The sequence below is a fragment of the Thiohalocapsa sp. genome (assembly GCF_022340605.1).
Taxonomy (GTDB): Bacteria; Pseudomonadota; Gammaproteobacteria; order Chromatiales; family Chromatiaceae; genus Thiohalocapsa.
This window is the reverse complement of sequence record NZ_JAJDNQ010000050.1, coordinates 18,916-36,161: the sequence shown is the minus strand read 5'-3', so window position 1 is coordinate 36,161 and position 17,246 is coordinate 18,916. Positions and strand designations below refer to the sequence as shown.

Below are 17,246 nucleotides of genomic sequence, written 5' to 3'. Positions count from 1 at the left end.
GACCGGCCTCCCTCGTGGTCGTGGTCGTAATCGAATATCTGTACGGTTGAGATCACGATTACGACAACGACAACGACCTGAGCCGGTCTCGGGACTGGTGCACTGGTGCACTCATGCGGAAGTATCGAGGCCACTCTCAAGGCCGCCCGTGGCGCTGATCCGTGTCGACCTGGAGGCCGACACTCCGGCCGGCACTCCGGCCGACACTGGCTCGCGTCGGACAGCGAACGGTATCGACAATTCCAAGGCCGTGCGCTAGCGAACTGCTGCCTCGGACCGACAACGGCATGAGGCGGCGAATGCCGCGTCGATCAACTCCTGGCAGGCAACAAGGGCAGAGGCCTGAGGCCTAAAACGCACCCGCACAGCGCCGCGCGACTGCCGTTCCGGCCCTTGGCCCTTTAAGCAAGTCGGCATCATTCCGTGCTGACGATCTCTGCCGCGCCTTCACCGCCCAGGGCCGCCTTCAGCGCGTGCCAGCTCAGGGTCGCGCATTTGACCCGCATCGGATAACGGCGCACGCCGGCCAGGGCGGCGAGGCTGCCGAGGTCGTCGGCGTCATGCGCGTGACCCGGCTCGCCGGTCAGCACCGCGTGCATGGTTTCAAACAGGGCCTCCGCCTCGGCGACGGTGGCGCCCTTCAGGCGCTCGGTCAGCAACGATGCAGACGCCACCGAGATGGCGCAGCCGCTGCCCTGAAAGCTGATGTCGGCGATGCGCCCGCCGTCGAGCTTCAGGAACAGGGTCAGTTGGTCGCCGCAGAGCGGGTTGTCGGCCTCGACGGTGCGGTCCGCAGCCGGCATCGGCCGGAAGTTGGCCGGATGGCGATTGTGGTCGAGGATGATCTCCTGGTAGAGGTCGTCGAGCTCGTCGGTCATGCCAGCACCCCCCGCGCGTAGTCGATGGCGTCGGCCAACCGGTCGATCTCATCTCTGGTGTTGTAGAAGGCGAGCGACGCCCGCGTCGTGGCGGGCACGCCATAGAAGTCCATCAGCGGCATCGCACAGTGGTGGCCGGTGCGCACGGCGACCCCTTTGCGGTCGAGCAGCGTGCCCATGTCGTGCGCATGCACGCCCTCGACAAGGAACGACAGCAGCGGCGCCTTGTGTGCGGCGCGGCCGATCAGGCGCAGGCCGGGGATGGCGTCCAGGCGCTCGGTGGCGTAGGTGAGCAGGTCTTGCTCGTGGTGCGCGAGCGCGTCCCGATCCAGGGTATCCAGGTAGTCGATGGCCGCGGCCAGGCCGATGGCGCCGGCGAAGTCCTGGGTGCCGGCCTCGAAGCGCTGCGGTGGCTGGGCGTAGCGCACCCGCTCGAAGGTGACGCGGCGGATCATCTCGCCGCCTCCCTGCCAAGGCGGCAGCGCGGCGAGCTGCTCAGCCTTGCCGTACAAGGCGCCGATGCCGGTAGGGCCGAACATCTTGTGTCCGGACAAGCAGTAGAAGTCGCAATCCAGGGCCTGGACATCCACGCGCTGATGGGCCAGGGCCTGCGCGCCGTCCACCAGCACCGGGACGTCGTGCGCGTGGGCGATGCGCACGATGTCGGCGATCGGGTTGATGGTGCCCAGCACGTTCGAAACGTGGGTCAGCGCAAGCAGCCGCGTCGGGCGGTCGAGTAGCTCCGGAAGCGCCTGAATGTCCAGCTCGCCGGCCTCGGTGACCGGCAGCACCGCGATCTCGATGCCGGTGCGCTCACGCAGCAGCTGCCAGGGCACGATGTTGGCGTGGTGCTCCATCTGTGTCAGCACCACGCGGTCGGCGGCCGACCAGCCCTCGCCGAGACTGTGGGCGAGCAGATTGATCGCCTCCGTGGTACCGCGCAGAAAAATGACCTCGCTCGCCGAACGGGCGTTGATCCAGCCGCGCACCCGCTCCCGGGCGGCTTCATAGGCCGTCGTCGCCCGCTCCGCCAGCGCATGCACGGCGCGGTGCACATTGGCGTTGTCGTGGCGATAGAAGCGGCCGATGGCATCGATGACGGCCGCCGGCTTCTGTGCCGTTGCGGCGTTGTCCAGGTAGGCGAGCGGCACGCCGTTGACGCGCTGATCCAGGATCGGAAAGTCGCGGCGGATCGCATCCAGGTCCCAGGGACGCGGGCTGGCTGTGTGGGAGGCGCCGGCGGCGCTGATCTCGGCGGCTGGGGTCATGGGCTCCTCGGGCGGTGGCTACTTAAACCTCGTAGTTTGGTCGGAGTTTAGACCCGGAGTTTCGTTCAAAGAAGGGCGTCGACCTGTGGAGAACCCTGACGAGCTGACTGTGGATAACTTGTGAGCGCTTCCGGAGGGCCGATTTGTCGACAACTTATCCACAAGCCAGGCGAGGCCTGGCCAACAGGTTTCCTTATCTGCAAGCCTCTAACTATATTAAGAAAAATGCACACTGGAAAGTTTTCCGCAGGCCTTATTACAACTACGAATTGGATATCTAAGAGACAGTAATAGGCACCCCCATCATCTGTGCTCACATGTTGCCCAACCCACGGGCCTGAGCAAAAAAATAAACAGAAAAAACAAATGGTTGTGAGATCAACACGACTGGCACGAGGTGCTCCGGCGCGCTATGCCGGGTATGGCCGGGGACTGGCGGTTGGTGGGGAGCCTTGAGGGTTGGCACAGGTCCGACGGTCAGCCTCGATCAACGCTCAAGGTGGGGTTAGCGCAGCGTAACCCGACGCTGGGCGTCGGTACGTCGTTGATGGTCGGGGTACGCTATCGCTAACCCGACCTACGCCGAAGATTCGCCCAGGCTCACGCTGTCAGCTTTTCTTACAGTTTTCGCTGATCCAAACGCCCGCAGGAAGCGGCGGCGCAATTGAATCGTGTCCGATCAATGGCGTGCGATCACTGCTGGAAAAAGATAAATGCCTGAAGTAATGACCAAAAAATCCAGTCTGGCTGGCCTGGGTAATGCACTAATCGTGTTCGATGCGCGTCAGTGCCGCGTCACCGGGCACGTGTTTCGCCCGATACCGTCAGGAAATTTTACACTTGCGGGGATGTGACCTGCGGGCCGCACACTCGTCGTGGCCGAGCCGCGACAAAAGCTGTCGGGCTGCGCATGGCTGTCGGGGACCGGCTCATTCCTGGCGCCCCAACAATTGCTCGATGGCTGCCCCATCCCGCGCTCGCGCCAGCAGCCGCTGACATTGGCGCACGCCGAGCTCGAGGCGGAATTGCCGCTTCAGGTAATCCTGGAGCAGACGGCCGGACCAGACCTCAGCGTTCAATCCGACCGCCGCGGGTGATTGGCGCAGCGCACCCATCAGCAGCTCCGCCTCCGCCGGACGCAGATGACTCGGCCGCCCCCGGCGCAGTCCGGAGGCAAGCCCCGCCGCCCCGGCGGTGCGATGCACGGCGAGCCACCGGTGCACCGAGCGCTCGCTCACGGCCAGCGACTCGCCCACCTCGCGCGGCCGCAATCCGGCCAGCACCAGATTGACGCAACACAAGCGGAATACGTAGGACGTCTTCGGGCTCGCGTCCCGCGTGTGCCGCAAGGCTCGCCGCAAGCACCCGTCTCCCGCACCGATCCTGGGCGCGCTCATCGAACCCCTCCAGTCAGCGCTATCTCCATGGCAATGCTGGTACCAATTTCAGTCGAAAGACGCGAGGCCTGCAAGGTTAAGTCGCGGCCCGGTCTAGGCGGGGCTCATGGTCTGGCGGTTGCATTTTCGACACCGAGCGCCCGGATCGGCGCGCGGTGTCGCCTCGCGGATTGCTCTGTCCCCGATGTTCCAGAATATCGCTGACGCATGGTTCAATGGGGGCAGAGAGGCTCGCTGCGGCAGAGCGCATCGAGGCGCGCTTGCACCGACCCGAGCCCGTCAACGGCCATCGCCAAGCTGGCAGTTTGCAGGGCAAGGCCGCAGGAGGCGACGGCGATATCGAAGCAAACCCGGAGCATCAGCGCAGACCCCGCGCCTTTGCAATCCGGACCCAGCCCGAGGCAGATGACATGACCCCAGCACGCCAAGACACCATTGCTCATCGCGGAGACCAGCGCCACGAAGGCAACCGGCATGCCGATCACGGCGCCGCGCGAGCCCGCGCCTTTCCGGGACTCCTGATCGCGGCCACCCTTGCCGCCGGGATGTCAGTGCACGGTCCGGTGGCGGCCGCCTACGCCTACAGCGTGGACTTCGATTCCGTCACCGATCTGACCGACGCGTTCGACGAGGTGGTACACAATTTCGACGGGGTCTATTCCAATGGCAACGACCTCTGGTTCAACCGTCCGGGTCCCCAGAGCCAATGGTCCAGTACTACGCCCAACATCTACGCCTTCACCGGGGACTCCGGCAGCGGGCCGATGCGGTTCAGCGCGGCGACGGCCTCCGTGCAGCAGTATCTCAACTACCCCAGCAGCATTCGCGGGATCTTCATTGCGACGGGCTTCTATCTGTTCGATCCGGACCTCGCCTCGGGTGCGCTCGGCGCCATCGACAACCCCTATGCCTGGGGGAGGTTCTATCAGTACGAATGGGCCGCTGTACAGGGACGCGAGCTGCACGTGGCGGACGGCGATGTCGGCGATCAGACGGATAGCGGGGAGAGCCGCCCATTCACGGCGGAGGGGGTGTGGACGGTGGTTTCGATGGCGTTCGAGCCGAGCGCGGGCGGTGGCTACGACATCATGCAGGTTGTCGATGGCAGCAAAGGCAGCTTCACCTTCAGCGATCACAGCCCCTACGATCTGTCGAACGTGGCACTTGGCCTGTCCATCTGGTACGGCGAGTTCATGGATGGGTCGGGCTACACCGCCTATGTCGACGACTTTGCCATCGGTGCCGGCGACTCCACCGTTCCAGCACCGGGAACCTTCTGGTTGCTGGCGCTGGGGCTCATCCGCTTGGCGCTGGGTCCGGCGTCCAAGGGCCATCGGCGCGAAATCGGCCTGACCGGGCTGGCTCCCTGCCCGCGGTAGCGATGAGCGCCCCGGTCGCTGTTCGCGGACGGCGACCGGGCGTCCCCGTCCGCCGCGATCCGTGCCGCGCCCGTCGTGCCTGTCTCGGCAACCTCGATCAATGCGGCGCGAATAACGCCGGGGCCTTGCCGGCGTTGAGGGTATTGATCTGGTTGCCCAGCCGCGTTTGCACCGTGGGCGAGGCAATGTCCTTGGAAAACAGGATGATGTTCAGCGACCCACCGTAGCGGAAGCCGCCGAGCCGGGTGACGCCCTTCTTGACCGCCGCGCCGGCGACCGTGGACTCGTCGAAGGTGACGGAGCCGATGGTATTGAGCCCGACCGGGATCAGCGCGACGTAGCCGGTGACCTGATCGTCCGGAGCCGTGCCGGTGTAGGTGGTCTTGATGATGATGATGCCGCGCTGAAAGACCTCGAATTGGGAGAAGTCGGTGCCGGGCTGGGCGACATTGCCATTGGCCGGCAGCCAGTTGGGGAAGTCGTAATAGCCGTAGGTGCCGGCGGCGGAGCCGTCGCCGATCTTGACGATCTCGGCGTACTCGATGGTGCCGTCCACGGGGGCGTGGTAGTGGTGGTAGGTGTTGGGCATCAGGATGCAGCTCAAGCCGGAGCCGCCCACGAACTGTTGCTTCAGCGCGTCCGGCGCATTGCCCAGCAGCCGGTCCAGCAAGAGCGGGTAGCGCTTCACGTCGATGACCGTGTCGAGCGTCAGCGGGTTGTCGATGAGTGCGCGGACCTGGCCGCGGTCGGCGTCCAGGTTCAGGGTTTGCACCAGCGGGTTCATGATGCAGTCGGTGGGCGAGACCACCACCCAGGTACGCTCCGGCAAGGTGACCGGGCGCGACGGGATGCTGCCGTCGGCAGCCGTTGTCAGCTCCCGGGTGAAGAAGGCGTTCCAGCTCCGGTACTTGGCGGCCTGCTGAACCTTGTAGTCCTCGATTTCGATGCGCGGATCATCGATCCATTGGCGCACGTAGCGGGTCGAGGCCGGACTGTCCATGAACCGGCCGCGCTGGTCCGAGAATTCCTTCAGAAAGTTCGCCAGCACGCGGTCCGGCTCCCCGGTCAACGGGTTGATGCCCTGGGTGAAGGCCTGCGCCGGCGGGTTCTGGTAGTAGAGCCAGCCAATCTTCTGGATGAAGGCGAGACCGGTGTCCTCATCACCCTGGATCTCGGGCAGGAACACACACCAGTCGGTGAAGAAGTCGGCCATGTGCGCCAGCAGTCCCGCGAACGGCTCGGTGCCCAGCGGGACCTGCCACATGTTCGGCCCGTTGCTCGGATCGAAGCCCACCGGCGGTGGCGTAAAGCCCGCATTGATGACCGCCAGCAGCGGCGCATACCGGTCGCGGCCCTCGGCCATCGCATTCTGAAAGTCGATCAGCGCGGCGGCGCAAGGTGAGCCGGCCATGCGCGAGACCTGCGCTTCGCTCAGCACACCGGCCTGGAGGCTGGGCATCGCGGCTTGCAGGTTGGACTGGTAGTCGACCTCGCTGACAATCGCGCGCAGGGGCTCCGGCACCGCTTCGCCGTAAGGCAACACCCGCGCCGCGGCGGGGAGGCTCCAGACAAGGGCGGCTGACGCCATGGCGACGACCCGGCCGACGCGCAAGGCGGCGCGGGCAACGCCTGCGGGTGGAGCGTGTGAAAGCCAAGCTGTCATTTCGATGTCCTCGTTGGTATGCGCAATGGCGATGCAGAACGGCGATGCCCAAATGCGATTGGACGCAGTCGATGAGTATCGATGGTAAGGGCGCGACTCCTCGACCTGCCATGACCGTCGGGTGGGCCGGCCGGCTGAGGTCCACCGGCGGTGGCGCCGCGCTGGCTCGCGCGGTGCTCGCGCTTGGTGGTATCGCTCGCGCCCGCCTGGACCGGGGCTCGCTGCGCTGACCGCTGGCGGGCTAAACGCGGCTCGCTGTACCGCGCCGCGCGATTGACTGCACCGGCGTTGGCGAGCATGGTGGTCGCGCACAGCGCACAGCCCGCGCCCGCCGCCCCGCAGGTGCGGCATTACCAGCGGCAAGCCGCCAGGCGCAGGGTGCAGAACCGGATAGTGGTATTCGCTCGTGCGCCGTGGGCGGCCGGACGCTGAGATCAGGGGGCTTGTGGAGATGCGGTCATTTTCTTTACGAGACTCCCTGCTGCTGACGGCGCTGGGCGTCGTCTATGGCGACATCGGCACCAGCCCGATCTACACCATGAACATCGTGTTCTCGCCGGCGGGGGGCCTCCCCGTCAATGGCGTGAACGTGCTCGGCATCCTGTCGCTGGTGTTCTGGTCGCTGTTCCTGGTGGTGAGCGTCAAGTACATGCTCTTCGTCCTGTCCGCCGACAATGACGGCGATGGCGGCGTCATCGCGCTGGCCACGCTGCTGCGCCGCATCGGTGGCCAGCGCGCCCGCTCGCTGTTCCTGCTGCTCGGTGTCGTCGCCAGCGCGCTGCTGGTGGGCGACGGCATGTTGACGCCGGCCATCTCGGTGCTGAGCGCGGTGCAGGGCCTGGAGCTGCTGTCGCCGGGCTTCGCGCCCTGGGTGCCGGAGCTGACGGTGGTGGTCCTGCTCGCGCTGTTCGCGATCCAGCATCGCGGCACGGCCACGATCGGCGCGGTGTTCGGGCCGGTGATGCTGGCCTGGTTTCTTGTGCTCGCGGTCACTGGGTTGCTTTGGGCGCTCAAGGCGCCGCTGATCTTCACCGCCCTCGACCCGCGCTATGCGCTGCTGTTCTTCATCGACAACGGCTGGGCGGGCTTCGTCATCCTCGGCACCGTGTTCCTGGTGGTGACCGGCTCCGAGGCCCTGTACGCGGACCTGGGGCACTTCGGCCGCGCGCCGATCCGCCGCACCTGGCTGTTCCTGGTGTGGCCGGCGCTGATGCTGAACTATCTGGGCCAGGGAGCGCTGCTGCTGGCGGCGCCAAGCCACCCGGGCAACAGCTTCTTCGCCATGGTGCCGCACAATGCCCTGCCGGCGCTGATCCTGCTGGCGACCCTGGCCACCATCATCGCCTCCCAGGCCATCATCAGCGGGCTGTTCTCGCTGTTCCGGCAACTGAGCGAGCTCGACTACTACCCGCCGATCGGGGTCCGTCACACCTCGGCGCGGCACGAGGGACAGATCTACATCGACTCGGTGAACTGGCTGATCATGGCCGGCACCATCGCGCTGGTGCTGCTGTTCCAGTCCTCCGGGGGGCTCGCCAACGCCTATGGGCTGGCCATCGGCGGCGTCACGCTGATCACCTCGCTGTTGTTTCTGGCCTATTTGCGGCGGGTGCGCGGCCGTGGCTGGCTCGCGTTGGTCCTGCTCGGCGTGTTGCTGCTCGGTGTCGATCTCGCTTTCCTGACGGCGCTGTTGACGAAGCTGTTCTCCGGGGCACAGGTGATCCTGGTCATCAGCGGCGCCCTGCTGTTGGTCATGCTCACCTGGCGCTGGGGGCAGGAGCGCGTACATGAGCGCAATCGGCTGGCATCGCCGATGCTTGCGGACTTCCTTTGCAGCGAGGAGGTCGAGCGGGCCGAGCGCGTCCCAGGCACCGCCATCTTCCTGAGCAGCACGCCCAGTGTCGTGCCGCGAAGCCTGCTGCACAACTTCCGTCACAATCAGATCCTGCACCGCGAGACCTATCTGCTCCGGCTACGCGTGGAAGACGTCCCACGCGTGCCGCTCAAGCACAAGCTCACCGTGGAGAGCCTCGGCGCCGGCGTGTTTAGCGCCCTGCTGCGGCTCGGCTATATGGAACTGCCGCGCCACGACAATATTCTCACCCTGCTCGGCCACAGCGCCTATCCGCCCAGCAGCGAGCAGCCGAGCCTGTTCCTCAGCCGTGCCCGCATCGACCTCAGCTCGGTGCGGCCGGCGGCCCGCTGGCGGGCCAGGCTCTATGCGTTTATGCAGCGCAACACGCCGAGCCCCTCCCTGCTGCTCGACGCGCCGCCGCAGCAGGTGATCGAGATCGGCGTCCAGCACAAGCTTTGAACCTAGAAAGGCAAGCATTGGTCACAATGCCGAAAATGGAGCGGATCGTAGGTCGGGTTAGCGATAGCGTAACCCGACAATCAACGCCGCCGATCGCGGCACCAAGCGTGCCGCTCCCACAAGAGCTGCTACGCTGAGTACTTGGCCAATCTCTCCGCGTGGTGGGAGTTGCCATCAATCCCCGCACCCCGCACTGCGTACTTCCATCCCATCAACCCACCCCCGGGCCGCGCCAATCAATCCAGAATGCTTCCGGCGATGTTGATGGTCAGCGCCAACAGCGCCGTATTGAAGAAGAATGCGATCATGGAATGGAAGCTGACCAGCCGGCGCATCGCCGTCGTCGTGACGGCCACATCGGAGGTCTGCGAGGTCATGCCCACGACCAGTGCGAAGTACAGAAAGTCCATGTAAACCGGCGGTCGGCCGCGCGGGAATTCCAGCGCGCCGCTGCCCTCCGGCGTCTGCGACGCGTAGAACTGGCTGGCGTAGTGTGACGCGAACGCCGTATGCACGAGCAACCAGGACACGAGCAGCGTTGCGGCGACCAAGCCGATATGCAGGTCTTGCTGCTGCGTGGGCAGGTCGTTCAGTCCGGACAGCTCGATGAGGATGGCCGCGAGGCTCGCCACCGCCGCGGACACGGTCAGGAACAGGACCATCACCGCACCGTCATGCTGAATCCGCGCCCCCCAGCGGGTGCGCGACAGCGATGCTCGCAACATCAGCGACCAGGCGAGCAACAGGTACAGCGCGGCGCTGACGTCCCAGGTGATCAGCGCGCGGGTGGAAGCGGGTAATTGCTGCGGCAGCGCGAAGAACGTCGCCGGCGCCGCGACGAGGGCGGTAATCAGCCGAATGCGGGCGCGGATCAGGAGCAGGACCCTGTGGAACATCGCGCGGGCTCTCCTCGCGGGATCTGTAACGACGGCACCGGCAGCGGGTGCCCGGTAGGTCAGGCCGGAGCCTCTCTCGGCATTAGCGAATCGGCGTACATCGGCCGCACACCAGCATACCCCCTGGCGGTGTAGTGAGCGGCAATGACGGCCAGCATCAGCGGAAGCACGATCTGATAATCCAGCGTCAGCTCGAACACCATTAGGATGGACATCAACGGCGCATGGGTGGCGCCCGCCAGCATCGCCCCCATGCCCACCAGCGCATAGGCGCTCGGCGACGCCGTGCCGGCCGGCAGCAGCGTGTGCGCCGCGGTGCCGAACAGAGCGCCCACCATGGCGCCGACGAATATGGTCGGCGTAAAGGCACCGCCGACGGCGCCGGAGCCGTGTGTGGCCGCCGTTGCGAACATCTTCAGCACCAGCACGGTCAGCAGCGCCTGCCAGGCCCAGGGATCGTGCAGCACCGAGTTGACGACGCTGTAGCCATTGCCCCAAACCTGCGGCTCGTAGACGGAGATTACGCCCACCACCAGGCCGCCCAGCCCCAAGCGCAAGGCCAAGATCCGCGGCAGCCGTCCGAACAGCTCGCGGCCACGCTCCAGCATGCCCATAAAGAAAGGCGCCACGTGGCCGGCGATGACGCCCAGCACCAGGTACAGCGCGAGCTCCCAGTCGCTGACTAGGCTGAACGGGGGTATGCGATAGGCCGGGGCATAGCCGAAGACTTCGTGCACCGTGGCGCTGGAGATGACCGCGGCGATGATCAGCGGGCCGATGTACTCCAGCGCGATGGAGCCGAGCACGATCTCGGCGATGAACAGCGTTGCGGCGATGGGGGCGTTGTAGGCGGCGGCGAGCCCGGCGGCGGCGCCGGCGGCCACCAGCAGGCGCAGGCGATCGCGCGGAAAGTTGCTGACCCGGCCCAACGCCGAGGCGACCATGGCCGCCAACTGGACCATCGCACCCTCGCGGCCGATGGAGCCCCCGGAGCCCACCGTGACCAGTGACGAGCCGGACTTGACCAGGCTGTGGCGGACGCTGATCCAGCCGTCGCCGACCGCGATCGCCTCCATGTAATCCGTGACGGAGCGCCCGCGCAGCCAGCCGCCGATTTGCTGCAGGATGAGCCCGGCGACCAGGCCGCCCGCGGCCGGCAGCACGAGTCGCTGCCAAGGCGCGAGGCTCTCGGCCTCGAACACCACGCCCGTGCTCTGGCCGCTAAACAGCCACTCCATGCCGCGGATGCCCTCGCGGAACATGACCGTGACCAGCGCGCCGAGAAACCCGGCGACGGCGGACAGCAGCAGCAGCTGGGATACGCCGAGCCGTCCCGGCGCCAGCAGCAACGAGGCCCGCGCCGGAATCTTCGCGGTGGCCTGCAAGATGCCCCCCGTGGGCCGTCTGGGGTCGGGCGGCGGCGCGTGTCGTTCCCAGCGCAGCAGCGTCGCCGCGATCAGCACCAGCAACAAGGCAGCCACCGCCCACGTCGGCGCGCGCGGCCCCGGCGACAGCGGCGCGCCTCCCCGCTCGCCTAGATTGAGCAACGGCGGCGGGCCAGGCGATGTGGCCGGCGCCATGCCCGCGGCCTGCGACGGGGGCTGCGTTGCGGATTCGGCTGGCTGCGCGGCCCGCGGCTGCGGGGTGCTCGGCGCTGCGGGTGCTGTTGCTCCGGAGGGCTGGCCTGAAGGCTGAGCGGGCGGCTGGCTCGGCGGCTGATTCGGCGGCTGGGCGGGTTGTTGGGCGGGTTGTTGGGCGGACGCCTGGGGCGCGGCACCGGCCTCGGCGGTGGGGGGCGACGGCGACGGCCGCGAAGTCGTCTTTGCCGCCGTCTCAGCCGATGGTGGCTGTGCCGGTGCCGTGGGCGAGACCTCGGGCGCCGCCGCGCATACCACAGGCCGGCCGCTGCGGCGGTGCTCGGCCCAATCTTGCGCCTGTCGCTCGACCCTGCGCCGCGCGCTCGCGGCATCCACGGCCGCGACCTGCTCGCTGGACGGCAAACTCAGCTTGGCCCCCACGTGCAGGATGCCGTAGAGGTTGCAGGACGGCGAAAACGCCTGGGGGTTGGCCTGGAGCAGGGCCAGCATGATTTGGTCCCGGCTCAGATCGGTGCCCGCGTAGAGCCGCCCCGCGATCTGCCATAGGGTTTCGCCGGGACGCACCGGTCCGTATTCCGGTGCCGCCGACACCCACATCGCGAACAGCGCGAGCCAGAGGCCGGATACGCCCGCGAGACCTGTCCGGATGCGCCGCGATCGGCTTGCAGCCCGCCTCATGTGACTCCAGTGCTTCAGCGGACTACCTCGTGTCGCCGACTCCAACACGCCGGTGATGCTAGGCGGGCGATACCGGCAGGTCAACGCGCCCGCTCAGTTCGGCGCCCGATACCGGCGGCGTTCTGCCGATACACGCCCTGCACGATGGGGCAGAGCCGGCGGGGATACAAGGGCCGGCAAGGGCTTGCCATCGTCTTCGGAAAGCGCGACATTGACCTGTCAGCCGCACCTCGCGTCCACCCATCCCGGCTGGCCGACCAGCAGCGGCGCGCAGCCCTTCCCATCGCGTTTGCCATCGCCTGACGGCAAAGGCTTGGCACACCTCCAACCGCGCCCGCATCTCCGCCGTCCGCTATAGGGAGCCGAAGTCTGCGGCGTGGCCGCAGCGGACGCAACCTGCTCATCGCGGCGCGAGACCTCGTTCGGAGACCCCATCCAGATGAGCATCCCCACCTTCGACATCCCCTTCAAGAGCGCCGTGAGTCCCGAGGTGCTGGATGGCGACACCAAGCTCAACTTCCGCTGCCACAAGGGGATCGCCTGCTTCAATGCCTGCTGCAAGCAGGCCGACGTCACGCTCGCGCCCTACGACGTGATTCGGCTCAAGCGCCGGCTCGGTCTCTCCAGTTCCGAGTTCCTGGCCCAATACACCGTGCCCTTCCAGATGGACGCCGACGGCACGCCGGGCATCAAGCTCAAGACCGATGACAACGGCACCTGCCTGCAGCTCGACGGCGACAGCGGCTGCGGCGTCTACGCCGACCGGCCCACGGTCTGCCGCTACTATCCGCTCGCCTTCCTCGCGCTGCGCGAGAAGGGCGCGACGGCGGCGACGGAGCAGTTCACGCTGGTCAGGGAGGCCCACTGCAAGGGCCATGACGAGCCCCGCGCGAGCAGCATCGACGACTACCGCGCCGAGCAGCAGGTGCAAGCCTTCGACGAGCACAACCGCGAGTGGTACCAGCTCATCCTCAAGAAGCGGTCCGCCGGCCCCACCGTCGGCAAGCCGCCGGCGACCAGCCTGCAGCTCTTCTTCATGGCCAGCTACGACATCGACCGCTTCCGCCGCTTCGTGCTGAGCGACAACTTCCGCGGCACCTACCAACTCACCGACGACTCCTACGCCGAGCTCGAGCGCTCCGACGAGGCGCTGCTGCGCTTCGCCTACCGCTTCCTGCGTCAGGTCCTGTTCGGCGAGCACACCGTGCAGGAGGCCGCGGACGCCTGGGAGAAGCGCGTCGCCCGGCGCAAGGCGGTCTGGGACGCCCGCCGCGAGCTCGAGCTAGCCCGCCGCGCCAAGGCCGAGGACGACAAGTACCGGAGGTAGCTGTTGCAAATTACGCATTCGTTCTCTATACGTTGCATATGCAACAGTTGACGAGGGAGTCCCAAGCATGCTGGCCGCCGCTCAGATCGCCCCCCAGGCCGTTCCAGACAGCCGCGCCGTCCTGACCAAGGCGCTGCTCAATGCCGGCACGGCGCTGGGCCTGTCCCGGGAGCGACTCGGCGAGATCGTCGGCCGCGACCGCGCCGCCTTCAGCCGCGGCCTCGACCCGGCCAGCAAGGCCGGCGAGCTGGCGCTGCTGCTGATCCGCTGCTACCGCAGTCTCTACGCACTGGTGGGCGGCGACCCGGCGGCGATGCGCCACTGGATGCGCACCGCAAACCGCGACACCGGCGGCGTGCCGGCCGAGCAGGTGCGCTCGGTGCAGGGGTTGGTCACGGTGGTCGAATACCTCGATGCCATGCGCGGCCATGGCTGACGGCTGACGCTCGTCGCCGGCACCGAGCTCGATGACCGACCAGCCTGATGCAGACCTTTGGGCCGCCTGCGAGCAAGCGCTGCGCATCGCGCCCCTGGCCGGCGACCTGATGCGAATCGTCGAGAGCCAAGAGCAGATCGCCACGCTGGCGCTGGTGGACGACCTCGCCGAGCAGGCTGTCCTGGAGGAACTGCTGGAGCAGGCCAAGCCGCCCGTTCCTGCTGGCGCCGAGCGGCTGCACTACCTGCTCTCCACCCCTTTTCGCTATCCGCCGCTGCGCCACGGCTCCCGCTTTGGCCGGCGGTTCGAGCCGAGCCTCTTCTACGGTGCCCGCCGGCTGCCGACCCTGCTGGCCGAGGCCGCCTACTACCGCTTCGTGTTCTGGACCGCCATGGCTGAGCCGCCCCCGTCCGGGCGCCTACGCACCCAGCACAGCATCTTCCGCGCCCGGTTTCGCGGCGCCCGCGGCGCGCGCTTGCAGCAGCCACCATGCGCCGCCCATGCCGCCATGCTGCGTCATCCCATCGACTACGGCCCGACCCAGCGCCTGGGCAGCGCCCTGCGTGGTGCCGGCATCGATGTCTTCGAGTATCCCTCCGCCCGCGACCGCGATGCGGGCCTCAATGTCGCCCTGTTCCACCCCGCCGCGCTGGTCAGCCGCCGCCCGCTGGACCTCAGCCCCTGGTTGTGCGAGACCCGCGCCGAGCAGGTGACCTTCGCCCCGGAGGCCGCGCCGGACTTGCACCGGTTTGCGCTCACGGATTTCACCGCCGACGGGCGCCTGCCGCTGCCGGCCGCCTGAGACCGTCGCCAGCAACCGTCGCCAGCAACCGCGACGCACCACGGTTAGGAACAGTTCAAAAACAACCGCGACGTCGCGGAAGTAGGGTGGATCAGCGAAGAGACCGTGAACGTATTCGGGCGGTCGGGTTAGCGCAGCGCAACCCGACGCTGGGCGCCAGTCAGGGCGCGAGTAAGCCATTCATTGTCGGGTTAGCCTATCGCTAACCCGACCTACGATGCTTGAAGGGCCGAAATCTTTGCAGACGCGTCAAGTTTTGTATGCACCGCAGCACCGATCAGAAAGGGCGAAGGGCTGAGGACTTAGGGCCAAGGGCCGGAGCAGCAGTCGACGGTACCTCTGCGGGCGCGTTTTGGCGCTCGGCCCTTGTTGCATGCCGCGCGGAGATCGACGCGACATTTGCCGCCTCATGCCGTTGTCGGTCGGAGGCAGCGCCTCGCTAGGGTATTTTCGTTGCTTCTGAATCGTTACTTATTGCCTCCGGCGCAGGGGGACGATAGGCGCCGGCCGCGCCCCGCGATCCGTGCGCTTGAGGGTCGGGGTCGGCAGTAGGGCGACGTTGTCGCCGCGAGACAGCATGCCCGCCGGCAGCCCCGTCAGCGGCTCCACGTCGCTCGCATACAGGCGCAGCTCCGACAACAGCGACTCTTGCGACCATCCCCCGCGTGTCATGAGCAGGCGCAGGCCGCGCTCGAGCAATCGCGGGCGCTCCGGCTCCAGGATGTCGTCGAGCGGCTCGCGGGCATTCCATCCCCTTGCGCTCAAATACTTGTAGAGACGTACGGCATAGGCGTCCGACATCAGGTCCAGGTCCCGACAGCGCTGGATCATCGCCTTTACCGAGACACGCCAGCGCGACTTCAGCGCCACGAACGCATCGAGGGACAGGTGTTGCACCTCGTTGGCGAACCCCTCCGCCGGCAGCAAGAAGGCCGCCGCGAAGCGGTGCGCCTGGTTTTCGATCAGCGCAAAGGTCTCGCCGTCTGCCATGTCCTGCTGACTCGCCCGCCGGTGCAGCAGCAGGTGCGCCAGCTCGTGCGCGGCATCAAAGCGGCTGCGCACCGCCGTACGCTTGTCGCTCGCCGTGAGCACGTAGGGCCGGTCGTCGATCTTCGACCAGCGCGAGACGCCGTCGATGGACGGTGTCCCGAACTCATCCCGCGCGCTGACCACGCCGGCATTCTCCAGCACCAGCAGCATGTCCGGGATCGGCGCCCGGCCAAGCCCCCAGTGCTGGCGGCAGGCCTGTGCGGCCTGCTCGACATCCTCGTCGCTGAGCCGACGAAAGCTCTCCACGCCCAGGTCCGGCAGCCCGAGGTCCGGTAGGTCGAGCCACTGTTGCAGGTCCCAGGAAATCGTCTGCAGCCAGCCAAGCCGCACCTCGAGACGCGCCCTGGAGCGCTTTGTGGCATTGGCCATCGAGCGGAAGAAGATCGGGGCATCGCCCAAGTCCAGCGGCGGCCGGAAAAAGTACTCCCGTGGCACGTTCAAGGCATCCGCGAGCGGCCCGATCACGTCGGGGTTCGGGGTTTGCTGCCCGCTTTCCCACTTCGAGACACTCGACTTCGCGCGTCCGAGCTGCAGAGAGAGCGCCGTCTGGGTCAGACTGCGCGCGGTCCTTGCCTCGGCCAGCCGGACACGCTGGAAGCCCGGGGAGCTCGCTCTCATGGATGTTGCCTCGTTCTACTCGCGTTGCGGCTTCTTGTGGCCAGCCCCGGTATTGTTTTTCGAGTCGCGCTGCGCGCGCCTGAGCACGGGGTATGCCTTGTCGCTCAGGATGTCGTCGTGCGCCGGGAAGGTCAGCAGCTCGTCAAGCGTTGTCAGCATGACCCAATCGTCCAGGGTGGACGTCGGCACGCCGAAACCGATCTTTGCCGGAACCGACGGATCTTCGGTCGCCTCTGGGTATTCGATGCACAGCAATCCGTACATTGGGTCGTGCACGTGCTGGCAACTCGCCGAGAACAGCGAGCCTTGCCGTCCATCGGGCGGGTTGTGCTTTGCCAGCTCGAGCTTGTAGTCCTTATCTTCGACCGAGCCTCGCCACGGCGAAAGCCGCGTGTGCCCGACAACAAACCGCCCAATGCGCAGGTGCGGCAACGGCATGGAGCCTGCCATCAGATAAACGAGCTCGACCCCTTCGCCCGCACAAAGCCTCCCGAGCGCCTCGATGGCATTGGCGCGCGTCCAGAAGCGCTGCGTGCCCAACTCGTGGACGTAGGTCGGGTTGTCAACCGGCTTGCCGCCGATTCGGCGCACCGCCGCCGGACACGACGCGGTGAGCAGGTCCTGCGCCTGCAGCCACACTTCTCGGGGGATGTCGGCGGCGACGAATTCAAGCACATCAGACATGTGAAATCACTCCGGCGAGCGTCCTCTCCTGCTGGGATTTGAGGTTTCGCGAAGAATGATATTCCCCACGAAAAGTTGCGCAATGCCGGATTCGGTTGGCAAGCACTCGTCATGGGCCTGCTGGTGCAGCAGCCCTTGTGGGAGCGGCACTCTTGGTGCCGCGACCGGCGCCAAGGCAGCCCACCACACCACGCGTAACCGCCAAGCGGCGGGCAGCCGCGGCCGCGATCGCGCCACAAAATGCAGTGGCGCTCCCAC

At 66.9% G+C, this 17,246-nt stretch carries 13 protein-coding genes; 5 read left to right on the top strand and 8 right to left on the bottom strand.

The features are described 5' to 3' along the window. Positions 1-416 precede the first annotated feature (416 nt). From sufU to LJE69_RS06465, 3 genes are all read right to left on the bottom strand, one after another. A complete protein-coding gene (gene sufU / locus LJE69_RS06475; protein WP_296922881.1) occupies positions 417-878 on the bottom strand; it encodes a Fe-S cluster assembly sulfur transfer protein SufU in 462 nt (153 codons plus the stop codon). Next, positions 875-2,146 carry an aminotransferase class V-fold PLP-dependent enzyme gene (locus LJE69_RS06470; protein WP_296922878.1) on the bottom strand — a complete coding sequence of 424 codons (1,272 nt, stop codon included), beginning with the start codon at positions 2,144-2,146 and terminating at the stop codon, positions 875-877. The genes sufU and LJE69_RS06470 overlap by 4 nt, the downstream gene beginning before the upstream one ends. Before the next feature lie 929 nt (positions 2,147-3,075). After that, on the bottom strand, positions 3,076-3,507 hold the full coding sequence (locus tag LJE69_RS06465; RefSeq protein WP_296922875.1) for a helix-turn-helix domain-containing protein: 432 nt from the start codon (positions 3,505-3,507) through the stop codon (positions 3,076-3,078). Positions 3,508-3,803: 296 nt separating this feature from the next. On the opposite strand from LJE69_RS06465, the gene LJE69_RS06460 reads away from it, so the two are divergent. Then, the gene (locus LJE69_RS06460; RefSeq protein WP_296922872.1) at positions 3,804-4,922 is read left to right on the top strand and encodes a hypothetical protein; all 1,119 of its coding nucleotides are present in this window, start codon (positions 3,804-3,806) and stop codon (positions 4,920-4,922) included. A gap of 97 nt (positions 4,923-5,019) precedes the next feature. On the opposite strand, the gene LJE69_RS06455 is transcribed toward LJE69_RS06460, so the two are convergent. After that, positions 5,020-6,585: a phosphatidylserine decarboxylase gene (locus LJE69_RS06455; RefSeq protein WP_296922868.1), complete on the bottom strand. Its 1,566-nt coding sequence runs from the start codon at positions 6,583-6,585 to the stop codon at positions 5,020-5,022. Positions 6,586-7,036: 451 nt separating this feature from the next. Here LJE69_RS06455 and LJE69_RS06450 point away from each other — a divergent pair, with 451 nt between their 5' ends. Further along, entirely contained in the window at positions 7,037-8,899 is a 1,863-nt protein-coding gene (locus LJE69_RS06450) for a potassium transporter Kup (RefSeq protein WP_296922865.1), read from the top strand. Between the two features lie 236 nt (positions 8,900-9,135). Here the strand turns inward: LJE69_RS06450 and LJE69_RS06445 are convergent, their stop codons facing one another. Both LJE69_RS06445 and LJE69_RS06440 read right to left on the bottom strand, forming a co-directional pair. Beyond that, complete coding sequence (locus tag LJE69_RS06445) at positions 9,136-9,795, bottom strand: DUF1345 domain-containing protein (RefSeq protein ID WP_296922863.1); 660 nt, start codon at positions 9,793-9,795, stop codon at positions 9,136-9,138. Between the two features lie 59 nt (positions 9,796-9,854). Further along, positions 9,855-12,071: a ClcB-like voltage-gated chloride channel protein gene (locus tag LJE69_RS06440; RefSeq protein WP_296922860.1), complete on the bottom strand. Its 2,217-nt coding sequence runs from the start codon at positions 12,069-12,071 to the stop codon at positions 9,855-9,857. A 439-nt stretch (positions 12,072-12,510) separates the two neighbouring features. Here LJE69_RS06440 and LJE69_RS06435 point away from each other — a divergent pair, with 439 nt between their 5' ends. From LJE69_RS06435 to LJE69_RS06425, 3 genes are all read left to right on the top strand, one after another. Next, positions 12,511-13,398, top strand: coding sequence for a YkgJ family cysteine cluster protein (locus tag LJE69_RS06435; RefSeq protein ID WP_296922857.1), 888 nt, complete (start codon positions 12,511-12,513; stop codon positions 13,396-13,398). Between the two features lie 67 nt (positions 13,399-13,465). Next, on the top strand, positions 13,466-13,834 hold the full coding sequence (locus LJE69_RS06430) for an MbcA/ParS/Xre antitoxin family protein (RefSeq protein ID WP_296922855.1): 369 nt from the start codon (positions 13,466-13,468) through the stop codon (positions 13,832-13,834). A gap of 109 nt (positions 13,835-13,943) precedes the next feature. After that, positions 13,944-14,636: an RES family NAD+ phosphorylase gene (locus tag LJE69_RS06425; RefSeq protein WP_296923059.1), complete on the top strand. Its 693-nt coding sequence runs from the start codon at positions 13,944-13,946 to the stop codon at positions 14,634-14,636. A 471-nt stretch (positions 14,637-15,107) separates the two neighbouring features. Here the strand turns inward: LJE69_RS06425 and LJE69_RS06420 are convergent, their stop codons facing one another. Together LJE69_RS06420 and LJE69_RS06415 are read right to left on the bottom strand one after the other, a co-directional pair. Then, entirely contained in the window at positions 15,108-16,304 is a 1,197-nt protein-coding gene (locus LJE69_RS06420; RefSeq protein WP_296922852.1) for an XRE family transcriptional regulator, read from the bottom strand. Positions 16,305-16,319: 15 nt separating this feature from the next. Beyond that, complete coding sequence (locus LJE69_RS06415) at positions 16,320-16,988, bottom strand: hypothetical protein (protein ID WP_296922849.1); 669 nt, start codon at positions 16,986-16,988, stop codon at positions 16,320-16,322. Positions 16,989-17,246: the final 258 nt, after the last annotated feature.